This is a genomic window from Pseudooceanicola batsensis HTCC2597 (assembly GCF_000152725.1).
Classification (GTDB): Bacteria; Pseudomonadota; Alphaproteobacteria; order Rhodobacterales; family Rhodobacteraceae; genus Pseudooceanicola; species Pseudooceanicola batsensis.
In genome coordinates this window covers 17,260-38,210 of the sequence record NZ_AAMO01000007.1, presented here as the reverse complement: position 1 = coordinate 38,210, position 20,951 = coordinate 17,260, and the positions used below count along the sequence as shown (strand labels likewise).

Below are 20,951 nucleotides of genomic sequence, written 5' to 3'. Positions count from 1 at the left end.
ACAGAAACAAGGACGAAAAAGATGAATCTGGAAACCACTCAAAGCCGATCAGTCGCAAGACTGACCCGAGAGATCTCGATAATACTCGTCGGCACAATTCTTCTGACAATATCCGCCAAAATCGTGGTGCCGTTCTACCCCGTACCTATGTCTACACAGACCTTGGTTGTCTTGGGTCTGGGTCTTTTCCTGGGGCCGGTGCGTAGTAGTCTTGTTGTTGTGACATACCTTTTTGAAGGTCTGCTTGGCCTGCCGGTCTTCGCAGGCACGCCTCCGGCTCCGGCAGGACTGGCATATATCGCGGGTCCCACAGGCGGATACCTGGTAGGCTTCGCACTTGCAGCGGCGGCTGCCGGTTGGGTTGTTCAAGCACTGCAAGGACTTTGGCCTTCATTCAGAGCATCTGTCGCGGTCTTTTCGGGCTCGATACTCATGTATTGCGCAGGGCTGTTCTGGTTGGGTGGCTTTGTCGGTTATGGCGAGAAATTGCTGAACGCCGGGCTTTACCCATTCCTGATCGGGGATCTGACGAAGGCGACAATTGCTGTAGTTCTGTATTCTGCTTACCATAATCGCCGCGCTGTGTGACTGCCAGCCCAAGACCGTATCAGACTGTTTTAGTCTCATACGGTCTTAGTCCGATATAAGTTGAAATGGTCCGATGCCAGATTTGGTAGGCACCGGACGCCAGCCTGAGGTTTCCGGCGCCATGCGAGAGCAACGCACAAAACTGTGCGAACCGGATTGTTCGCAATCAATAACTGGTCGCACACAATGAAAAGAAGCAGCATGTTTTTCTCAGAGCCGGAGCCTTGCCGCGCGAAGGGAGTCGAATTGGCCCCTGGAATTCTGAGGATCGTCGCGAACAATCCCGGAAAGATGACCTACCACGGGACAAATAGCTACATCATTGATACGCCTGATGGTCGGTTCATAATCGACCCCGGCCCAGCAGAAGACAGTACACATTTCGGGGCAATCATCGAAAATTTGGGGGCCAAACCATCCGGGATTCTGCTCACACACCACCATTCTGATCATTTTGGAGTCGTCCCAGCCCTGCGAGCACGGACAGACGCACCTGTTTATGCCTCACGGGCATTCCCTGACGATGCATTTCGACCTGACCGGTTTCTGGAGGACGGACAGGTCATTGCCGGTCTTACCGTCCTGCACACACCTGGTCACGCGAGCGACCACCTTTGTTTCGCGAGACCTGACGGAGTGCTCTTCACGGGCGACCACGTTATGAGTTGGAACAGTTCGATCGTCAGCCCCCCTGACGGAAACATGCACGACTACTGCGCGCAGCTACAGCGGCTGATTGAGCGCGACGATAGGATCTACTTTCCGGGGCACGGACCTATACTCCGGGATCCGCAACCTTACGTCAAACGGTTGCTTTCCAACCGCATGCGTCGCGAGGCGGAGATCCTCGCCCACCTCTCAAACACCCCGGATTCGGTCCAGAATATCGCCGCTTCCGTCTACCAGAAAACCGACCCACAAATCGCAATGGCCGCAGGACGAAACGTTGCGGCGCATCTGGAGAAGCTGTTGTCTGAGTCGCGGGTGGTACAAGATGGCGGGGTCTGGAAATTAACATAAGAATGATTATGCGCAACACGAAATTCCCCTATTTTCAATAGGTTTCGCCCTCTACCACCTCCCTGTGGGCGAACCTCTGGCGGCACCGACGCGGTCGGTGTCGCCCCTTTTTAACGAGCCAGGAATAAGTTCGACCGAAATCAGATCACGGGAACGTCCCAGCCGAATAGGACTGAAGAACCGAAGCAGAAAAGGCGGACACGAACCGGTGAGCATCGAAAAGGAAGAAGCGGTTCCGGTCGCGCGGCTTGTTGACGGTCGCAGTGATCGAACCGTTGGTTGGGTCTATCGCTGGAATACGTCAGAACTGTCCATCCTCTGGCTCGATCCCAAACGTACGGCACACCATATCGATCCCCCGTTAAGCCGGAACACGATTGCGAATGCAAAGACTGTCACCACCGATGAGGTTACTGACCTTTTGGAGGAGCTGTCGCTCAGGGGCTCAGCCGATCTGCTGTAGCATCAAGGCGCTCCAAGACAGTTCCAAAAATTCGAATTTGACCGATCGACGATAGTATATTATCGTAATCCTCAGATTCTGCATCACAGTCAATCGAGCTCCTGGATATGCGCAAATTCCTTCGTCATTTTTTTCTCGCTGTCGTCGCGGGAACGGCCTCGCTGAGCGGAGGTGGAAACAGCGCGTCGGCGCAGACCTACCCGATCGATTGCGCCATCCTGCTCTGCCTCTCCGGCGGCTGGCCGGCATCAGAGCCCTGTTCCCGGGCACGTGCAGAGTTCATACGACGGATCACGCCATGGCCTGTCGAGCCTCCCCTCCAGATCTGGCGTTGCCCCATGGGGGCCTCCTTCGAACCTGTAGACGACCCCGGTCGCACTCGGCGTGTAATTGACATCCTCTTCTCCAACGCTTCTCCCCTGCCCCAGAGCCTCGCGGAACCTGACTCCGAAAAAGCTGGCGCCCTCTTGCCTGCCGTCGTGCGGTCGAAAGGCGTCGACCCACTACCTCACCCTGACGGGTTTGCGTTACATCTGATCCAGGACCGAGCCGACATCGACATCAGTGGACCGGAGTTCAACTTCATCCGCTCGATCCGTGTCTTCGATGTTCGGTATGCGCGCCAACACGAATCCCGCGACAGCGATTGCAGCCGTTTCGAAACAGTCCTTCTCGGTTCCTATGGAATCCAGGGCGATTTTTCCTGGTCTCGTTCGTCCGTCGCCGCGTTGCCCGAGGCGCATGTCGGCTTGGAATGTTGGGGCGATCATTGCCCCTCCATCTATCACCGCTCGGTGTTCGTCGACTGGCGAGACTATGAGGGCAATTACGGGTTCGAGCAGGTGAACTACTAAGACGTTGTCCTCTGCACCAAACCTGCATTAGAGACCGTGGATCGCAGCGTCCCATAACAATCCTTTGTTATCATTGCCCTTCGGTCCCACCGAGGCTTGATTTCGTCATACCATCCGAGGCGACAGCCCTTCGCCTCGTCTTAAATCCGGTGATCGAGTTCCGTCGCCGCCTCGGCCGCTGCCAGTAGCGTAACCGCATCGATCTGCAGAGCACGCGCGAGTACGATCAACTCAACTACGTCGACCCTACGCTCTCCGCTCTCCAGACGAGCGACGAAGGACTGGTGGCATCTGAGACGTAAAGCGAGCTCGGCCTGCGTTAAGCCAGCCGCCTTCCGCGCCGCAATCAAAGCGTCGCAAAGTGCCTCATGTCCCGAACTCCTGATCGTTTTCGCCACGTGTCACAAACCTCTTGTGACAGGGCTAATCTACCTTATAGATTATCTAAAAAGTGGATAGTGGGCGTTTACATGATGATAGAGACTCCGAACTGCACGCCGCCGATACGGCCAGATTTCACAAGACGGCGGCCCTTCGAAAAGGTCGCGGCCAATTCACTCGTCCATCAATTCCAGGAAGCGTCCGTAGTCCTGGCTCACCTCGCGCGCCTCTTCGAACGCCCGCGCGCGCTCAACCTCAAGGCACCGAAAGTAGCTCTGGATGTCCCGCATGTAGATCTCAAAGTCGCTGCGGATGAGATCGACATAGTCCCGCGCGGCTTGAGAATCGCTTGGCACGAACGGCCTGGGCGGCGGCAAACAGGACGCGGCGGAGACTTCGCCTGCCAGGCACGCGACCAGAAGTATAGCTTGTGCCATGATCGACACGCACAACCTGAAGGCGTCCAAGCCCCTTATTTTCTTGATCAAATGCATGGGAACCGTCTATTCGTCAATTGAGCAACAATCCGCTTGTCGCATCATAAGTTTATCTTGTGCGTCAATACTATATCATCGTATGACTTGGTTTCAACACCTGAAGCCTGGTCATTCGCCCTATTGGAGAACGTGATCCGGGTGATGGACCTAGAAAAAGAAGCCCCGAATGTGGTCACCGAACCCAGATTCCGCGATCTGGTCGCCAGCGGCTATCGCGTCGAAGTTGTCTGCAAGGAAGACGCCTTCAAGAAAGGCCCCAACTGGCATGGGGTCTGGATCATGCGCGCTGTCAGCGACGACGGGATCGAGAAACTTCTGGTCACGGCCCGGACCCGAACCTCACGCAACGACATCAAGATCCGAGAAATCAAGACCGTCACCGGGGTCATCTCCTTCCTGCAAGGGATCGGTTTCTCACACGCCGACGTGCCCCTGGAAGAGGGCAAGCGGACGGTTCACAAGCTTTCCAGCGAAGAGATGGCTGCCAGCCGGGCTTAGCGCCCTTTTCTTTTCCTTCCTGGCCCTCCCGGCATCGGCAGACATGGTTTTGGTGATGGCGGGGGACGGTTCTCTTTCGCCGTCGCGCGCCCAGGAACGGTTCGCGCGCAACTACAATGACGGGGTCGGCGTTGGCTCGACCTCAGACGGGTTGCGCATCTTGGGCGAGGAGCGCCGCGCAAAAGAACGTGAAGGGGTGCGCGTCGCGGCGATGACTCCTCGCGCGCTCACACCACGCCCGGATATCCTCGCCGCGATCGAGGAGACCGGACTGCGCTATGCGAGCCACCCTGGGCTCCGTGCAGCCGATATCACCGTCACGGACTGGCTCCACCTCTATCGAGCCAATATCGAAATCGAGAGTGCGTACAATCCGCACGCCGTCTCCCATGTCGGGGCGGTCGGGCTCGGGCAGTTGATGCCCGATACGGCCCGCGCGCTTGGCGTGGATCCTCACGATTGGAAGCAGAACCTCGACGGCTCCGCGCGCTATCTCGCCTTGATGCTGGCCGAGTTTGGCGACGCGCGCCTCGCGCTCGCCGCCTACAATGCCGGTCCCGACGCCGTGCGCGAGCATTCCGGCATACCACCGTTTCGAGAAACCCAAAACCACGTCCAGCGGGTGCTGGCCGTCTTCAACCGGCTGGAAGGAGCGTCCCCATGAAGCCATTGACGAAATCCCTGATCACCCTCGCCGCTCTCCTCATCGTTGCGGCAGAACCGGCCCTGGCCCAGAGCATCGACCTCTCCCCGATTCAGAGCTTGCTTCAGGGCATCGTGGACGCGCTGACCGGGCCGCTTGGCGTCGTCATCGCCACCCTCGCGGTCCTCGGCGTGTTCCTCAGCTGGTTCTTCAACATCATCGATCTTCGCCAGGCACTCTGGGTGCTGGTGGGCATCGCAGGCGTTGCCGCCGCGCCGACCATCGTTGCCGCCGTCTTCGGGTCGTGAGAGGAGGCGAACGTGGCAGAACGATCGCCGCTCTTTCTGGGCCTCGTACGCCCGCCCAAGCTCCTCGGCCTGCCGATCATGTATGCCATGGTCTGGCTCTTTGGGTCGGTGCTGCTCTTCGTCTGGGTGCAGCATATGCTGGTGCTTGGGATCGCGGCGGTCCTCTATCCGGTTCTCTGGAAAGCGGCCGACTGGGATCCACGCTTCATCGACGTGATGATGACGTCTCTGCAGGAGACCCCACCGACGCGGAACCGGTCCGTCCACGGGGGCGACAGCTATGCGCCATAGTGAAGCCCTGGACGAGACCGTCGATGAACGCACCCTCATGCCAGACTGGTATGCCCGCGAGAAGCGCCTCGCGCATATGCTGCCCTATGTCAGCCTCGTCGATGATCAGACAGTCCGCACCCGGGTCAACGAACTCTTCCAGTGCGTACGGCTGAGCGGGGTCAACAGCTACACCACGGACGATGCCTATCTCGACAAGGTGACGGCGCTCTTTGCCCGGATCATCGCGCAGCTCGGGCCGGAGTTCAGCTACTATGTGCACAAGGTCTCGAAGTCGATCACCCCGGACATGCTCTCGGTCCAGGGTGACGGCTTCGCGGCGGAGGTGGATGTTGCCTGGCGCGCAAAGCTGGCCTCGGCAGGTCTCCGGGACAAGACCCTCACACTCACAATCATCCAACGCCCACCGCCCAGGAGTTTTCTTGGTTTCGTGAACCGTTCCGCGCCGGAACGGTTCAAGGAAGAGACCGCGAAACGAGTCCGGCGGCTTAAAGAGGCAGTCGGGGTTTTCACCTCCGGCCTGGCGGAACTCAAACCCCGCATTCTCTCAGCAGCCTCCGGCGAACTGGTCGGGTTCCTCGGCGCGCTCAACACCGGCCGAGAACTGCCGCTCTATCCCGCCAACCGCTACGGGTTTTTGGCCTACAACGTTGCCAACACGCGGGTGACGTTTCTCGAGGATCATTTCGAGCTCTCTGACGGCGTGGTCGGCCATCGCTTCGGTAAGAGCTTCACCATCGGCGAATATGCCGAAGGTACCACCTGCACCATGTTCGACATGCTGAACCTGCCGGTCGACATGATCGTCACCCATTCCTTCACACCGATCAATTCGAACCTGATGGCGGGCCGGATCAAACGCCAGAAGCGCCAGATGCAAGCCTCGCAAGACGCCGCCCTCTCGCTCCTAGAGGCACTCGACATCGCGCACGACGATCTCGAAGCCAAACGCCAGAGCTTCGGCGAACACCACATGGTGGTGACGGTCTTCTGTGACAGTCTCGACGAGTTGCAGTCCCTCGGAGCCGAGATCGTGAACGCCGCTGCCGCAGAAGGCGTGAAGATGATCGGCGAGCGCATGGCGGCGAAGTCGCATTACTTCAGCCAGCATCCGGGCAACCAGCCGAAGCGGGTCCGCGCCAGCGCCGTTACCAACCGCAACTTCGCGGATTTCGCGGCGCTGCACCGCACCCAGCTCGGTAAAGAGAAACACCAGCTGCCCTGGGGCCAAGAGATCACGCTCTTCCCGACCCCGGAACAGAGCGCCTATCGTTTCTCCTACCACGAGCAAGGCTCGCCAGAGAAAGAGCCCACCAGCGGACATACTCTCATTCTCGGGCGTCCCGGTTCCGGCAAATCCGTCCTCTCGGCCTTTCTGATGACACAGGCGCGGCGGGTCGGTGCGCGCATCTTCGTCTTCGACTACCGGCTCGGCATGGAGATGGCCGTCCGCGCCAATGGCGGGCGCTATGCCTCGATCAAGGCGGGACAGGCGACCGGCCTCAACCCGCTCTGGACCGAGATCGATGAGCGCGGCACGGCCTGGCTCTCGGACTGGCTCGCCTCGCTCCTCTATCGCCCGGACAAGCCCCTGACCCCGGCCCAGACCAACCGCATCCAGGAGGTGGTCCGCCAGAACGCCACTGCCAGTAACCCGGCCTTGCGCAACTGGAAGGACTTCGCCTCACTCTTTGTCTCGACCGACGACAATGGCGACCTTCACCAGCGACTTCTCGAATGGACTGAGGACGGCCGCTACGGCTGGATCTTCGGCCAGAGCTTTGAGGACACCTTCTCCCTCGATGGCGATGTCGTGGGATTTGACCTGACCGGCATTCTGGACAGCGAGAGCGAGAAGGAGCGCATGGCGGTTCTCTCCTATCTTTTCCGCCGGATCGAGCGGGAGATCGAGGACCGTCGCCCCACCATCATCGTGATCGACGAGGCCTGGAAGGCGCTCGACAACCCGTACTTTGCCGAACGGCTCTCGAACTGGCTGGTGACCGCCCGAAAACAGAACACGGTTGCGGTTATGATGACCCAATATGCGAGCCAGCGTAAGCGGTGCGCCGATCACACGGATCTGACGTAATTCCAGGGCAGCAGCTGGTCGATATCGGTCTGTTTGTGCCCCGCGGCGATGGCTGTCATGGCACCAGCCAGATAGCCATGCGGTTCGATCCCATTGAGTTTGCAGGTTTCGATCAGAGACGCGATAACTGCCCAGTTTTGTGCTCCGGCATCGTGACCTGCGAAGAGCGCGTTTTTGCGGTTGAGGGCGATGGGACGGATTGTGCGCTCGACGGGGTTGGAATCCAGTTCGATGCGACCGTCGTCGAGGAACAGGATTAGCCCGTCCCAGTATTTGGCGATGTATTTCAGGGCCTCTCCTGTCGGCGATTTGGCTGAGACGCGTGCACGGCTTTGTGCGAGCCAAAGCTCGAATGCATCGATATTGGGTTTTGAGCGGTCCTGTCGTGCAGCAAGCCGTTGATCGGCAGGCAGACCGCGCAGGTCTTTTTCGATGCGATAGAGCGCCTGGATTTGAGCCAAGCCTTCCTGTGCAATTGGAGCTGAGGTGGATTTGGTTACCTCATGCAGCTTGCGGCGAGCATGCGCCCAGCAATAGGCCAAGGTTACTTCCTGGGTCGGACGTTTGAGCAAGCGATTATAGCCTGCGTATCCATCAACCTGCAGGATGCCGCTGAAGCCTTTCAAGATATTGTCTGCATGCTGGCCGGAACGTCCCGGTGCATAGGTGAAGGCGACCCCGGGTGGGTCCTCGCCGCCCCATGGCCTGTCATCGCGAGCCAAGGCCCAAAAGTATCCGGTTTTGGTGCGTTTGCGCCCCGGGGCCAGGACCGGTGCGGGTGTTTCGTCCATGAAGAGCTTGGTTGAACGTTTCAGGTCAGCCATCAGGGCCTCATAGACCGGGGTCAGTTCAAACGCCGACTTGCCCACCCATGCGGCCAAGGTCGAGCGATCCAGATCAATCCCCTGGCGGCTGTAGATTTGCGCCTGCCTATAGAGCGGCAAGTGATCCGCATATTTTGAGACGAGCACATGGGCGAGCGTTGCCTCGGTCGGCATTCCGCCCGCAATGATGTGGGCGGGTGCCGGAGCCTGGGCGATCCCGCTTTCACAGGAGCGGCAGGCATATTTGGGACGGCGGGTGACAATCACCCGGAACTGGGCGGGGACAACATCCAGCCGTTCGCTGACATCTTCGCCAATGACGTGACGCGCGACTCCGCAAGCGCAGGACAGCTCAGGCTCAATGACCACTTCCACCCGCTCCAGATGTTTGGGCAGTGACCCTCGGTTGGTCTGGCGAGGCTTTGGGGGCCGCACGGGCGCGGTGCGCTCATCGGCATCGATCTCGGCTTCGACCTGCGCGATGGCGGTTTCGATGTCTTCGAGTTCCAGCTCATACTGGGCCGGATCAATCTTCTCGGATTTAGCCCCGAAGAGCGCCTTCTTGAAGGAGGTGACCAGGGCCTCGAGACGCGCATTCTGATCTTGTTGCGCACGGATAATTGCCTTCAGTTCGGCAATGTCATCGGGCAATTCATCAGGTGCGGTCATACCCAATGCCATAACAAAACAAGGGCAGAATGACCCGCGCAAACGCCCCTGTGAGTCACTCCGCCGCAGAAGGTGCTGCGACCTCCAAGGGCTGCACGCGCCGCCAATCCAAACCCGCGAACAGGGCCTCAAACTGTGCCGGTTCCAAACGCATCACCCCGTTCTTGATCGCGGGCCATTTGAAGCTGTTATCCTCCAGCCGCTTATACGCCATCACCAGCCCGCTGCCGTCCCAGTAGATCAGCTTCAGCCGATCCGCCCGCTTGGCGCGGAACACATAAACCGACCCATCAAAGGGCTTCTGTCGCAAATGACCCTGCACCAGAGCGGCCAGCCCGTCATGACCCTTGCGGAAGTCGACCGGATCACTGGCCACAAAAATCCGGACATTGTGGAATGGCGTGATCACGTCCCCATGGCCCGTGCGATTTCCGCGACCCGCGCGGTTGGCGTTGCTGCATCAAGGCGAACGATGACATCGCCCTTGATCACATCAATCGTGCTGGAAGATGTGACAGGCAAAGGCTGGGCAACAGGCGCAGGGGTAATCTCCTCGACCTCAACAGGCACAAAATCTACGCCGTCCAAATTGGGCAAAACCAACTTGCCCTGTCGCGCCATCCGCCGCCAGTCAGACACCGTACTGGGGATCAACTCATACCGCTTGGCAACCGCCTTGACCGTCTCGCCTTCAATCAATGTCTCCGCCACAATCCGAGCCTTCAGCTCTGACGGCTGACCTGCCCCCTGCCGGTCCCTCATTCATAACGAGAGTCTGCAGTTTGGATTTGGGTATTCCGGTTCTCCGTCTGGCGCAAGCGCGCCGGGCGCGGAGCCCTCAATTTGCTCAAGCGCCCGCCGCGCTTGCTGCGGCGTCTGGTTGCCGAGCGACGAGTGTGGCCTGACCGTGTTGTAATCGTAGCGCCACAAGGCCAGCTTGCGGCGTGCATCGTCCAGGCTGTCGAATATCTCCTCGTTCAAGAGCTCGTCGCGCAGGCTGCCGTTGAAGCTCTCGATGAAGGCGTTCTGCTGCGGCTTGCCCGGATCGATGTAGTGCCAGGGCACCCTGTTCTCGTCAGCCCATTTCAGGATGGCCCGACTGGTGAACTCCGTCCCGTTATCACTGACAATGCAGCCCGGCTGTCCGTAGACCCGGATCAGGGCGCTGAGTTCCCGGGCCACTCGTGCGCCCGACAGACTCGTGTCCGCGATGAGGCACAGGCATTCCCGCGTGCAGTCGTCGATTACGGCGAGGATGCGGAACTTCCGCGAGGCGCCGAAACTGTCGGACACGAAGTCCAGGGACCAGCGCGCGTTGGGACACGCGGCAACGGGCATCGGTGCTCTGGTGCCGCGCGTCCGTTTCCGGCCGCGGCGCCGTTTTACCGACAACCCTTCCTCACGGTAAATGCGATACAGCTTCTTGTGGTTCATGATCATGCCCTTGCGTTCCAGCAATATGCCGATCCGGCGATAGCCGAACCGACGCCGCTTGCCGGCGATCTCCTGCATCTCCTTGCGGATCTCAGCACTGTCCGGCGGGCGGTCTCGCCGGACAGTCTTGGGATCGACACCGACCAGCCTGCAGGCCCGGCGCTGCGAGATGTCGTGATCCCGCATCACTCGGAGCGCCGCGTCTCGCCGCTTGGTCAACGTCGTCAGCTCTTTCCCAGCAGGTCTTTCAAGACAACGTTGTCCAGCATCGTATCCGCCAGCAGGCGCTTGAGCTTGGCGTTCTCGTCCTCGAGGGCTTTCAGCCTGGCCGCCTCGGACACTTCCATGCCGCCATACTTGGACTTCAGCTTGTAGAAGGTCGCCGTGCTCAGCCCATGCCTGCGGCACACCTCGGCTGTCGGCATACCGGCTTCCTGCTCCTTGATCATCCCGATTATCTGCGCCTCGGTGAAACGGCTCTTTCGCATTCGTCTGCTCCTTCAGAGTTGGCGCAGACTCTACATCATGGTGAGGGATTTCGCGGGGGGCAGGTCACGTGTAGAGCGACATACCGACCCCGTCGTGCCAAAGAAGTTTGACCAGGTCGCCCTTGCGCCCGCGGAAGCAGAAGATCTCGCCGGCATGCGGATCGCGCCCGAGACCCTGCTGAACCGTCAGCGCCAGGGTGTTCATACCGCGCCGCATGTCCGTCACTCCGCCTGCGATCCACACGCGCACCCCCGCCGGGAAGGCGATCATCGGCACTCCAGGGCAGGTAGCAGCCGCGCCAAAATCTCCGGGTCCACCGAAGACGGGACCAGAAGCCGCCGACCGTTTCTGAGCACGATCTCGAGCTGGACGTCCGGGGTGTCGCGCGGCGCCTCCTGCGCCGTAACGGACACTGCCGCAGGCGCCTTGGGCGAAACCCTCAGCGGGAAAAACGAAGGCGGCGCCTCGTTGCCAAGCTCACCGTCGCGATACTGCCGCCGCCATATCGTCAGCAACGAGCGCGACACACTATGCCGCCGCGCCGTCGCCGAGACCTGGCGGTGCCCCAGAAAGCTCTCCTCTACGATCCGGATCTTGTCCGCATCATCCCAGTATCGCCGACGCGGCACGTCTTCGGCAGAAAGGACTTCGATCTCGGGTCTGAACTTATGGTCGGCCATAAGGTCGGACTTAGCACCGACGCCGAAATCCCGTCAGACGGCCTCCGCCGGAGGGATACGCTGCGGTCCTTACCGGCCGGTTACAAACCGGCAACGAGAGCTGGCGCTTCAAAACCCGAGAATGACCGACACCCACGCTGGCCCGATACGGCTGCGCTGTATGGTGGCTACACCGCATCGGGCCAGCTACCCGTGCGCTCCATGGGGGTCATTTTTGGACGCCGATAGGGGGTCAAGATTGCGTGCCGATTGACATGCCAAGGCATACCGCGTGTTCAACGCCGACCAGATCGAGGGATTGCCCGCTCAATTTTACATCTTGCCCGATCCGCCCCGTGATCTTGGCACCGTAGCTGACCCTGCGTTGGAGACATTCTTTGCCGCGACCGGCGCGCAGATCGACAGCACCGAAGAGCCGCGCGCCTATTACAACATCAAGACCAACCGCATCCACATGCAGCTTCGGGCCCCTTGGGCCTATTTGACGAACCCGTGTCAGCGCGGTAGTTTAATAGTGTCAGGAAACCTGAAAACGTTCATGAGAACGTACTATTCTGCACTCAGCAGGAATCTACCCCAAGTAACCCGCGATACGTTATAAACGGGCAGCTTCAAACCGGCCGGGCGTGAATGCACCCCAGCCGGATGATGTCAGTACGACTTGGGCAGGCCCAACACGCGCTCGGCGATATAACACATCACCAGTTCGCGGCTGACCGGCGCCAGACGTGGGATCATAACCTCCCGCAGGTAGCGCTCGACGTCGAACTCCTTGGCGTAGCCGTAGCCGCCATGGGTCATCACAGCACATTCGCAAGCCCGGTAACCGGCTTCCGCACCAAGATACTTGGCGCTGTTGGCCTCGGCCCCGCAGGGTTCCCCCGCGTCATAAAGCGTCGCCGCTTTCAGCATCATCAGGTTCGCGGATTCGAGCTCCATCCAGCTTTTCGCAAGCGGATGCTGGATGCCCTGGTTCTTGCCGATGGGACGGTCAAAGACCACCCGTTCCTTGGCATATTCTGTGGCTCTTCTCAGAGAGACCCGGCCAAGCCCCACCGATTCCGCAGCCACCAGTATCCGTTCGGGGTTCAGCCCGTCGAGAAGATAGTAAAACCCTTTGCCTTCCTCGCCGATCCTGTCCTCTTCGGGCACTTTCAACCCGTCGATAAAGATCTGGCAGGATTCAACCGCGTTGCGGCCCAGCTTCGGAATTTTCCGGGTCTTCACGTAATCGGGGTCCATCCGCGTGTAGAACAGGCTCAGCCCGTCAATCGGGCGTTCGCATTCCTCGATCGGCTTGGTCCGCGCGATGACCAGCATCCGCTGGGCCATGCTTGCCGCTGTCGGCCAGACCTTTTCGCCGGTCATCACGTAATGGTCACCCTTGCGCACGGCGCGGGTCTGCAACCTGCTGGTATCCAACCCGGAATTCGGCTCGGTAATCGCAAAGCAGGCTCTTTCCTCGCCCTTGATGAGCGGCGTCAGCATCCGCTTCTTCTGCTCCTCCGTGCCATGCACCACAATCGCGTTCGGGGCGAACACATACGAATGGATGGTCGAGGCTCCGGTAAAGCCTGCGCCAGATTCAACGATTGTCTGCATCACCAGCGCCGCTTCGGTGATGCCAAGCCCGGCACCGCCATACTCGGACGGCAGGGTCAGCCCGACCCAACCTCCGTTTACCATCTCGCGATAGAATTCCTCAGGATAGCGTTCGCTCGCATCGCAGTCGCGCCAGTAAGCAAGATCGAACTTCGCACAAACCTTGCCGATTGCCTCCTGAAGTTCTTTTTGTTCGTCATTCAATGCGAAATCCATGTTCGCTCCTTCAAATACTGATTTACCATTCCAAGAAACTCGGGAGCCACAACGTCAGCTCCGGAAAGGCGATCAACAACGCAACCACCACAATATCGGTCGCCACAAACCAGGCGATGCCTCGGAAGATGACGTCCGTAGGGACGGCGCGCCCAACGACGCTCTTGATCACAAAGACATTCAATCCGACGGGCGGCGTAATCAGGCCCATCTCAAGATACTTCGCCAGCAGAATGCCAACCCAGATAAGACTGATGTCCATTGTCTCAAAGAGCGGCAGAAGCACCGGCAGCGTGAGCAGCATGATGCCCAGAACCTCAAGGAACATGCCCAGCACAAGATAAAGAAGAAAGACCACGATCATCAGCCCGACCGGGCCAAAGTTCAGATCCGCAACGATCTGAGAGATATGTGCCGGAAGCTGCGTCAGAGCAAGGAAGCTGGCAAAGAAGGTGGCGCTCATTGCGATGATAAGAATGGCGGCCGAACTCACGAGAGTGTCGGTCACCACACGTTTCGCAACGGTCCAGGACAGGCTGCCTTTCGCGGCCGCGATCACAATCGACAACAACGCTCCGACCGCACCTGCTTCGGTGGCGGTAAAGAGACCGGCAAACAGGCCGCCGAAGACGCTGACGATCAACAGAAGGATCGGCCAGATGTCACGCAGGCCCGTCTTGCCCAGATGGGCAAGCTCTTCCTGAGTGGGACGCGGGGCCAGTGACGGGTTCACCATCACCCGTAGAACCACCATCAGCCCAAAGGCAAAGGCTGTCAGCAAGCCGGGAATGATAGCCCCGATGAACAGCGTCCCGATCGGCACCTGAGCGAAGATACCGAACAAGAGCAGGATCAGGCTGGGCGGGATCATCGACCCCAGGGTTCCGGCGGCGGCGACCACCCCAGTAGCCAAGCCGGGCTGATAGCCCGCCCGAAGCATCTCGGGCACCGCGATCCGCCCCATGGCGGCAGCACAGGCAAGGCTCGATCCGGTGACGGCCGAGAACATGGCCGAGCCACCAATCGACGCCACCGCAAGCCCGCCGGGCAGCCGCATGAGAAAGCTCGCCCTGGCGAAGTCAAACAATTGTGTTGTCATCTTCGCGTAATAGGCAACAAAACCCATTAGCAGGAACATCGGGATCGGGCTGAGGCTGGAGTGAGTGGAAAAATCGAAAGTCACGGCCGTCAGCGTCGCGGAAGCGATCGGATAGCCGTAAGCCATCCAGATGCCGCCAAAGGATACGCTGAGCAGCGCGATGGCGATCGGCATTCGCAGCATCACCAAGAAAACGATAATTGCGAGGGATCCCCCGGCAATTTGCAAGTCTGTCATAAACGGGCTCCCCGGTTCATTAAGGCTTCACACGACCGGAGAAATACCCCACGGCCCGTGCTGCCATTGCAAGAGCGAAAAGAAAGGTTCCCACGGGCATCATGAATCTGCCCGGCCAAGTATAGAACCGTGTTGCGCCCGAAAGATATTCACGCAGTCGCATCTTCTCCAACGCCAATTCCCAGGATTGCCACGCCAGCAAAAGAAAGATGCCGGCCCCCACAACCATGAAGATGCCCATCTTGATCTGTTGCACCCTGATCGGCAGGAACTGCGACACGACCTCGACCGAAATATGCCGGTCGAGCACCGTGATGAAAGCAAGAGGAAGAAAGATCGCTCCGCTGAGAAACCAATGACTTGTCATCAGTTCCGCGTTCTTGATGGCCCCGTGAAAGAGTGTGCGGATGGTAACGTCAGTCACGGTCACAAGCATCATCGCGATCAGCAGCATAGCGCCGCCAACCGCAAGTATCCGTGCCGGCAGGATCAGTGCTTTGTCAAAGATATCTGACATCCCGGTGAGCGGCGGGGGCACCTCATCCGGCAAGATCTCGGACGGATCCTGTTGTTCTATCATGGCGTGCCGCCCCCGGAGTCTTCGAGCGATCTCGCGACCAGCGCATCAAGCGCGACAAAGCGCCCGTTGCGGTCCGCCACGAGAGGGTTGATCTCGATTTCGCTCAGCGTTTCGTCGCTTAGATAAAGGTCGCACAATTCCTTGACGGTGCGGGCCAGTCCGGCAATATCGCAAGGCTTTGCCCCACGGAACCCTTCCAGCAACGGTGCCGCGCGCAGAGAGCGGATCAGATCCTCGATCTGCTCGGCAGTCAGAGGAAGGAAAGCCCGGGTCACATCCGGTTCCAGCTCAACCGTAACCCCGCCACGCCCAAGCACAAGCATCGGACCGAAAACCGGATCACAGCGCAGGCCGACGATGAATTCGTGATCAAAAGGAACCATTTCCTCGACCAGCACACCGTCAACAGAGATGCCGCGTTCAGTTGCGGACTCAATCATTTTACGCGCTGCCTCGGCCGCAGCCTCGACGCTTTCAAGACCCAACGCAATGCCGCCGCTACCGCTCTTGTGGAGCATTTCGGGACTTTGCAGCTTCACCACCAAAGGCGCCGTCAGAGACGCGCCGACCTTCTTCAGCTGATCGGCATCGGTCGCGAACACGCCGACAGGCCGTTGAAGAGAGGTCGCGTCACAGAGCAGGTCCTTGCTCAGATGCTCCACCGCAAAGGGACCGGTCGCCCGCCCCCCCAGTTGAATCGTCGGGGCTTCGGGCGGCACAGGTCTGTCCCAGCCCGCCCCCATACGGAACTGCGCGGCCAGCGCGCGGGCGGCATCGCCGATTTCACCATAGACCGGAACACCCCGATCACGCACATGCTGTACCGTTTCTTCGGGAGCTGCCTGCCAGGTCAGCGCACAAGGCATGTCGCGCGGCAGTTCACTGACCAGCGCATCGGCCAGTTCCTCGGCGATCTGGCTGAGACCCCCCATGAACAGCAGCACACCGTCGAATCCGGAACCATCGCTGATGATCTGAAGAACCTCGCGCAGCATCGTCTTGTGCATCACGATCTGCGCGGTAAGGTCGATCGGGTTCTGCGGCGATGCAAATCCGGGAAGTATCTCGACCAGCCGTGCCTTGGTTTCCGGGGAAAAGTCAGGAACGTCCAGCCCTTCGGCCACTGCGGCATCCGTCATCAGCACGCCGGCACCGCCCGAAACCGAGATGACCACCACCCGCTGCCCGGCGGAGCGGGGCTGCGTCAGAAGGATCTCGGCCTTGTTGGCCATATCGGTCAGGCTGTCACTGCGACAGATGTTATACTGCCGGAAAACCGCGTCATAGGCTTCGTCCTCACCCGCCAGCGCCCCGGTATGCGAGGCGGCTGCGGTGGCACCCTGACGGCTGCTGCCGGATTTGAGCACCAGAACCGGCTTGCGACGTTCAAAGGCTTTTCGTGCCGCGGCGCGAAAGGCAGCCCCATCGCGCACACCCTCGATATAAAGCCCGATCACCTCGGTCTCATCGTCTTCAACCAGATAATCCAGGCAGGCCGCCAAATCGACGTCTGCCTCGTTGCCGGTGGAAATCCAGGAGCTCACACCAAGTCCGGCCTTCATGGACATATCCAACCAGTAAGTGCCGAGCGCGCCACTCTGGGAAATAAAGCCGTAATTGCCACCCGGCAGTTTCCGACCACCCATCACCACCGTCGACGAAGCCAGCATCTTGTGGTTGCCGTTCATGATGCCCAGACAGTTCGGTCCGATCATCGGAATGCCGGCGTCCTGCACGATCTTGGAGATCTCGGCTTGTCGCGCCACGCCTTCCGGCCCGATTTCCGAGAAACCCGAGGCAAAGACGATGAAGCCGCCAACGCCGCAATCGCATCCCATGCGCAGCTGGTTGGGGACATCGTCGGCGGGTACGGACAGGATCACCAGATCGACCGGCTCTGCGATCGCGGCCAGCGATGGATGACATTCCAGACCCTGAATCGTCTCCCGGCCCGGATTCACCGGATAGACCTTGCCCGGGAAACTGTTATGAAGCAGCGCGTTAACCACGCGCCCCCCTGGTTTGCGCAAATCGTCCGAGGCACCCACCACCGCGATACTTCGCGCATTGAGAACCCGGCGGAGCTTTTCAGTATCGGACGGAACGGCCGTGCAATCCTCTTCGGACCCGCCTTGGTTCCTCATTGCGATACCGTGGCCGTGCCGGTGATGACCGGCTCGTCCTTTTGATTGCGTACCCAGACGTCATAGGTGCCGGGCGTATCTTCACGCTCGACGCCGCCGCCGGTCACAACATCGTTCTCGCGCACAGGGCGCACAAAGCGAATGTCCAGACGGGTGCCGGCCACGGCCTCATTTCCCAGCGTCTGCCGCAATGATCTCCAGATCATGTTCAGCGACATCGTACCATGGGCGATAATGCCCTTCATCTCGGTCTTCTCGGCGAATTCCCGATCCACATGGATGGGGTTATAATCGTCAGTAAGATCGGCATAGGCCATGATCGTCGGCATCTCGATCATCAGGCTAACGGGTTCCAGCTGTTTTGGCATCTCGGTTCCTCTCTGCGCTCAGGCCGCCACAAGGGTCGTCATCACGCCGGTGAAGACAACATCGCCTTCGCCGCCACGCGTGGTATAGGTCGTTTCGACCCACTTTCGCCCTTTGCGGATTTCCTTTTTGGTACACTCCACATCGGTGGTCAAAGTCTCGCCCACCTTCGGTAACCGGTGCAGCTCAAAGAACTGGCTTCCGTGCACGTTGCCTTTCGGGCGCGGCGTGATGCAGGCCATGTAGCACTGGATCTGGATCATCGCGGTCATGCCCGGAGGCATCATATCGCCGTTGTCATCATCAGGATAGACGGCAAGCCATTTGCCGATCCGGTCGCGGTCCACAGTAAAGGTATCGCTACCGTAGTTTTTCCCAACCTCGAAGTGGTCGTAATTGAACATAATCACCCCCGGATTTCGACCTGCGGGATCGTCTGATCGCCGCGTTTTTCGTAAATGACGCGCACCGGCGTGCCGATCTCGGCCTCACCTCCGCGCACGTTCGCCATGAAGCGGAAACCCTCATCCATGTCGACAAGCGCGACCTGGTAGGGAGAGTCTTCCTTGAAAGCCACGCTTGGCCCGCGATGGACTGTTGTTACGCTGTGAACGGTGCCCTCGCCGGCAGCTACCTCCCAGCTTAGGTCAGTGGCCTGACAATGGGCACAGACAGCGCGGGAATAGAACTGCGGCTTGCCGCAGCTGTTACAGCGCTGAAACCGGAATTCATGCGCAGCGCAACCTTCCCAGAACGGTGCGGAATCTGCATTCGGACGTGGAACGGGTTTTTCCATCTGTTAGGCCCTCCCCAGAACAACGGAACAGTGAGCGGACAGAATACCGCCATCACCATGAACAAGCGCGAGCTCCGCCCCCTCGACTTGTCGGCCATCGGCCTCGCCGCGCAACTGCTCGACCGCCTCGACCACATGGAACATGCCGCCTGCTGCGCCGGAATGCCCGTATGACAACAGCCCGCCGTGAGTATTGCAAGGCAGTTTGCCGCCAATCTTCAAATCGCCTGCCGCCGCAGCCGCGCCAGCTTCGCCGCGCTCAAAGAACCCCATGGATTCCAGCTCGGCGAGCAGCGTAATGGTAAAGCTGTCGTATATCTCCACCACATCAATGTCAGACGGCTTCAGACCGGCCCGACCCAATGCATCCGCAGCAGAGCGTTTACAGCCGTAATCTGTCAGCGAAGGCGCCGCGACAATATATTCATGCGTATGGCCCTGCCCGGTGCCGAGAATGTCGATACGAGGCTTCTTGAGATCGGCAGCCGCATCCGCAGCGCTGACCACAACTGCGGCCCCTCCGTCAGATATCAGGCAGCAATCAAGCAGGTGCAGCGGTGTGGCAATGAAACGCGAGTTCATCACATCGTCTACCGTGAACGGTGTTTTCATATGTGCCTTGGGATTCAACACCGCATGTTCGCGCATGGTCACCGCGATCGCAGCGAGCTGTTCCGACGTCACGCCAAATTCGGACATGTAGCGCTGTGCCACAAGGGCGTAGGCTGCGGGTATGGTCATGCCGTAGGGCTGCTCGTACTGCTGGTTGCCGACTTCGGCCAAAGCCTGGACAGCGTTGCCGCGCATCCCGCTCAGACGGTTATCGCCGGTCACAACCAGCACGTGACGGCAATAGCCCGCTTCGACCAGAGCCGCTGCCTGCATTACCAACATGCAGGCCGTAACCCCACCCATCGAGACCGCCGAGGCATAGGCCGGCTTCATTCCGACATATTCGGCAAATACCGATGCCAGCATCAGATGCGGTTCGGTAAAGGAATAGGCGCAAAGCAGGCCATCAACCTCGGACACTGCCAGCCCGGCATCGGCCAGCGCGCCTAGCCCTGCTTCGGTATGGAGCGACATGCAGGTGGCGCCCTCCAGCTCTCCGACTTTGGTGCTGTAAGACCCTGTGACGACGGCTTTCTTCATGTGGCTGCCTCTTTCTTGTCCATACTATCCCAGTCAAACAGCGCCGGTTCCTTGTCGAGGAAGCGCTGGACTGCTTCTTTGTGATACGTGCTGTCCATACACAGCGCCTGGGCCATTGCTTCGAGCTCGGCCATCGCGCGTTGATCCAGATTGAAAGACTGGTTGAGAATATTCTTGGCCAGTCCGATCGCCAGGGTCGAAGCGTTGCAGAACCTGCGCGCAAGCGCAAAGGCCGCATCCTGAAGCTGATCAGGCGCATGGACGCTGTGAACGATCCCCATTTCCTTGGCCTCGTCCGGTCGCAACGTCCGGCCGGAAAACACCAGCTCCTTGGCACGTTGCAGACCCACAAGACGCGGCAGCAAAGACATGCCCGCGAGATCGGGGACCAGACCGATACGGCCGAAAACCTGACAGAAACGGGCGTTGTCGCTGGCCAGAACAAAGTCGGCCGCAAGCGCGAGGTTCATCCCCCCGCCAAAGGCCGGGCCATCCACAGCCGCAATCACCGGCTTTTCCAGATTTACCAGACTTGGCAGCCATACGTGAAGGTCGGCAATACGCTTGTAGGATTGCGCTGACGTGCGTTTTTCTTTCAGACCCCGAAGATCTCCGCCTGCGCAGAAGACCCCGCCGGCACCGGTCAGGATCACGGCCTTCACCCGGTCATCGTCGCGGATCTCGGCGATCAGGTCGGCAAGCTCCTGACGCATCGGGACGTCCAGCGCGTTGCGCGCCTCAGGACGGTTCAAAGTGACAATAGCGACCCCTTCGCGCAACTCATAGCTCATAGTAGCCAGGTCACGACGCAGTTCAGAGTCGCCCCCCTCGGGGCGTTCCTTACTCATGCGGATAATCTCCTCCCTTGGCCGCAGATGTTCACAATAGAAATTACCCTGCGGTAGATTTAAGGGCTTGATAGTAGATGGACTCCTTTCGTGTCAAGCGCCCAAACGTGAAATTTATGGGGATACGCTGAGGGCGTGGAACCTGAGTTGACGCCGATAGTACCACTGAGTATTCTTGAC

At 59.5% G+C, this 20,951-nt stretch carries 26 protein-coding genes and 1 pseudogene; 10 read left to right on the top strand and 17 right to left on the bottom strand.

Going from position 1 to position 20,951, the window contains the following annotated elements; genetic code table 11:
- Nucleotides 1–21 precede the first annotated feature (21 nt).
- The 4 genes from OB2597_RS21125 (at nucleotide 22) to OB2597_RS00205 (ending at nucleotide 2,925) form a co-directional block, all read left to right on the top strand.
- Complete coding sequence (locus tag OB2597_RS21125; protein ID WP_078522930.1) at nucleotides 22–588, top strand: biotin transporter BioY; 567 nt, start codon at nucleotides 22–24, stop codon at nucleotides 586–588.
- 201 nt (nucleotides 589–789) lie between these two features.
- The gene (locus OB2597_RS00210; RefSeq protein ID WP_040608652.1) at nucleotides 790–1,608 is read left to right on the top strand and encodes an MBL fold metallo-hydrolase; all 819 of its coding nucleotides are present in this window, start codon (nucleotides 790–792) and stop codon (nucleotides 1,606–1,608) included.
- A gap of 208 nt (nucleotides 1,609–1,816) precedes the next feature.
- Nucleotides 1,817–2,071 carry a hypothetical protein gene (locus tag OB2597_RS21685; protein WP_141102078.1) on the top strand — a complete coding sequence of 85 codons (255 nt, stop codon included), beginning with the start codon at nucleotides 1,817–1,819 and terminating at the stop codon, nucleotides 2,069–2,071.
- A gap of 107 nt (nucleotides 2,072–2,178) precedes the next feature.
- Nucleotides 2,179–2,925 (top strand): hypothetical protein, encoded by a 747-nt coding sequence (locus OB2597_RS00205; protein WP_040608650.1) that lies wholly within the window; start codon nucleotides 2,179–2,181, stop codon nucleotides 2,923–2,925.
- A gap of 140 nt (nucleotides 2,926–3,065) precedes the next feature.
- Here OB2597_RS00205 and OB2597_RS00200 read toward each other — a convergent pair whose 3' ends face one another.
- Together OB2597_RS00200 and OB2597_RS00195 are read right to left on the bottom strand one after the other, a co-directional pair.
- Nucleotides 3,066–3,323: a helix-turn-helix domain-containing protein gene (locus OB2597_RS00200; RefSeq protein ID WP_009803472.1), complete on the bottom strand. Its 258-nt coding sequence runs from the start codon at nucleotides 3,321–3,323 to the stop codon at nucleotides 3,066–3,068.
- Between the two features lie 156 nt (nucleotides 3,324–3,479).
- Nucleotides 3,480–3,743: a hypothetical protein gene (locus OB2597_RS00195; RefSeq protein ID WP_202076281.1), complete on the bottom strand. Its 264-nt coding sequence runs from the start codon at nucleotides 3,741–3,743 to the stop codon at nucleotides 3,480–3,482.
- Between the two features lie 201 nt (nucleotides 3,744–3,944).
- Here OB2597_RS00195 and OB2597_RS00190 point away from each other — a divergent pair, with 201 nt between their 5' ends.
- The 5 genes and pseudogenes from OB2597_RS00190 to OB2597_RS00170 all read left to right on the top strand — a co-directional run.
- Nucleotides 3,945–4,301, top strand: coding sequence for a hypothetical protein (locus tag OB2597_RS00190; RefSeq protein ID WP_028093938.1), 357 nt, complete (start codon nucleotides 3,945–3,947; stop codon nucleotides 4,299–4,301).
- A gap of 43 nt (nucleotides 4,302–4,344) precedes the next feature.
- A complete protein-coding gene (locus OB2597_RS00185; RefSeq protein ID WP_009803469.1) occupies nucleotides 4,345–4,965 on the top strand; it encodes a lytic transglycosylase domain-containing protein in 621 nt (206 codons plus the stop codon).
- The gene (locus OB2597_RS00180) at nucleotides 4,962–5,252 is read left to right on the top strand and encodes a TrbC/VirB2 family protein (protein ID WP_009803468.1); all 291 of its coding nucleotides are present in this window, start codon (nucleotides 4,962–4,964) and stop codon (nucleotides 5,250–5,252) included. Before OB2597_RS00185 ends, OB2597_RS00180 begins: the two co-directional genes overlap by 4 nt.
- A gap of 12 nt (nucleotides 5,253–5,264) precedes the next feature.
- Nucleotides 5,265–5,543 (top strand): type IV secretion system protein VirB3, encoded by a 279-nt coding sequence (locus OB2597_RS00175; RefSeq protein ID WP_009803467.1) that lies wholly within the window; start codon nucleotides 5,265–5,267, stop codon nucleotides 5,541–5,543.
- Nucleotides 5,533–7,608, top strand: a pseudogene (locus OB2597_RS00170) (VirB4 family type IV secretion/conjugal transfer ATPase); the annotation flags it as partial. The gene OB2597_RS00175 and the pseudogene OB2597_RS00170, both read left to right, overlap by 11 nt.
- 8 nt (nucleotides 7,609–7,616) lie before the next feature.
- Here OB2597_RS00170 and tnpC read toward each other — a convergent pair.
- From tnpC to tnpA, 6 genes are all read right to left on the bottom strand, one after another.
- Nucleotides 7,617–9,128 carry an IS66 family transposase gene (tnpC, locus tag OB2597_RS00165; protein WP_040608808.1) on the bottom strand — a complete coding sequence of 504 codons (1,512 nt, stop codon included), beginning with the start codon at nucleotides 9,126–9,128 and terminating at the stop codon, nucleotides 7,617–7,619.
- Between the two features lie 55 nt (nucleotides 9,129–9,183).
- The gene (tnpB, locus tag OB2597_RS00160) at nucleotides 9,184–9,537 is read right to left on the bottom strand and encodes an IS66 family insertion sequence element accessory protein TnpB (RefSeq protein WP_009803464.1); all 354 of its coding nucleotides are present in this window, start codon (nucleotides 9,535–9,537) and stop codon (nucleotides 9,184–9,186) included.
- Nucleotides 9,534–9,890: a transposase gene (locus OB2597_RS00155; protein WP_009803463.1), complete on the bottom strand. Its 357-nt coding sequence runs from the start codon at nucleotides 9,888–9,890 to the stop codon at nucleotides 9,534–9,536. The genes tnpB (OB2597_RS00160) and OB2597_RS00155 overlap by 4 nt, the downstream gene beginning before the upstream one ends.
- A protein-coding gene (locus OB2597_RS00150; RefSeq protein ID WP_238529670.1) for an IS3-like element ISOba2 family transposase occupies nucleotides 9,891–11,050 on the bottom strand; the annotation gives its coding sequence in 2 pieces (ribosomal slippage) (nucleotides 9,891–10,801 and nucleotides 10,801–11,050; 1,161 coding nt in all).
- A gap of 64 nt (nucleotides 11,051–11,114) precedes the next feature.
- Nucleotides 11,115–11,321, bottom strand: a complete 207-nt coding sequence (gene tnpB, locus OB2597_RS00140) for an IS66 family insertion sequence element accessory protein TnpB (RefSeq protein WP_009803460.1) — start codon at nucleotides 11,319–11,321, stop codon at nucleotides 11,115–11,117.
- Entirely contained in the window at nucleotides 11,318–11,731 is a 414-nt protein-coding gene (tnpA, locus tag OB2597_RS00135; protein ID WP_009803442.1) for an IS66-like element accessory protein TnpA, read from the bottom strand. The genes tnpB (OB2597_RS00140) and tnpA overlap by 4 nt, the downstream gene beginning before the upstream one ends.
- A 271-nt stretch (nucleotides 11,732–12,002) precedes the next feature.
- Between tnpA and OB2597_RS22410 the strand changes: the two genes are divergently transcribed.
- Nucleotides 12,003–12,332, top strand: coding sequence for a hypothetical protein (locus OB2597_RS22410; RefSeq protein WP_009803459.1), 330 nt, complete (start codon nucleotides 12,003–12,005; stop codon nucleotides 12,330–12,332).
- 50 nt (nucleotides 12,333–12,382) lie between these two features.
- Here the strand turns inward: OB2597_RS22410 and OB2597_RS00125 are convergent, their stop codons facing one another.
- Genes OB2597_RS00125 through OB2597_RS00085 form a run of 9 tightly spaced genes read right to left on the bottom strand, consistent with a single transcriptional unit; the run spans nucleotide 12,383 to nucleotide 20,771 of the window.
- Nucleotides 12,383–13,549, bottom strand: a complete 1,167-nt coding sequence (locus OB2597_RS00125; RefSeq protein WP_009803458.1) for an acyl-CoA dehydrogenase family protein — start codon at nucleotides 13,547–13,549, stop codon at nucleotides 12,383–12,385.
- Nucleotides 13,550–13,571: 22 nt separating this feature from the next.
- Nucleotides 13,572–14,885, bottom strand: coding sequence for a TRAP transporter large permease (locus OB2597_RS00120; RefSeq protein WP_009803457.1), 1,314 nt, complete (start codon nucleotides 14,883–14,885; stop codon nucleotides 13,572–13,574).
- Between the two features lie 19 nt (nucleotides 14,886–14,904).
- The gene (locus OB2597_RS00115; RefSeq protein WP_009803456.1) at nucleotides 14,905–15,465 is read right to left on the bottom strand and encodes a TRAP transporter small permease; all 561 of its coding nucleotides are present in this window, start codon (nucleotides 15,463–15,465) and stop codon (nucleotides 14,905–14,907) included.
- Entirely contained in the window at nucleotides 15,462–17,609 is a 2,148-nt protein-coding gene (locus OB2597_RS00110) for an acetate--CoA ligase family protein (protein WP_009803455.1), read from the bottom strand. Before OB2597_RS00110 ends, OB2597_RS00115 begins: the two co-directional genes overlap by 4 nt.
- Nucleotides 17,606–17,977 carry a MaoC family dehydratase gene (locus OB2597_RS00105; RefSeq protein ID WP_040608648.1) on the bottom strand — a complete coding sequence of 124 codons (372 nt, stop codon included), beginning with the start codon at nucleotides 17,975–17,977 and terminating at the stop codon, nucleotides 17,606–17,608. Before OB2597_RS00105 ends, OB2597_RS00110 begins: the two co-directional genes overlap by 4 nt.
- Before the next feature lie 18 nt (nucleotides 17,978–17,995).
- Nucleotides 17,996–18,379 carry a hotdog family protein gene (locus OB2597_RS20755; protein WP_009803453.1) on the bottom strand — a complete coding sequence of 128 codons (384 nt, stop codon included), beginning with the start codon at nucleotides 18,377–18,379 and terminating at the stop codon, nucleotides 17,996–17,998.
- A 2-nt stretch (nucleotides 18,380–18,381) separates the two neighbouring features.
- The gene (locus OB2597_RS00095) at nucleotides 18,382–18,771 is read right to left on the bottom strand and encodes a Zn-ribbon domain-containing OB-fold protein (RefSeq protein WP_040608646.1); all 390 of its coding nucleotides are present in this window, start codon (nucleotides 18,769–18,771) and stop codon (nucleotides 18,382–18,384) included.
- Between the two features lie 3 nt (nucleotides 18,772–18,774).
- Complete coding sequence (locus tag OB2597_RS00090) at nucleotides 18,775–19,923, bottom strand: thiolase family protein (protein ID WP_009803451.1); 1,149 nt, start codon at nucleotides 19,921–19,923, stop codon at nucleotides 18,775–18,777.
- Nucleotides 19,920–20,771: an enoyl-CoA hydratase/isomerase family protein gene (locus OB2597_RS00085; protein ID WP_202944562.1), complete on the bottom strand. Its 852-nt coding sequence runs from the start codon at nucleotides 20,769–20,771 to the stop codon at nucleotides 19,920–19,922. Before OB2597_RS00085 ends, OB2597_RS00090 begins: the two co-directional genes overlap by 4 nt.
- Nucleotides 20,772–20,951 lie beyond the last annotated feature (180 nt).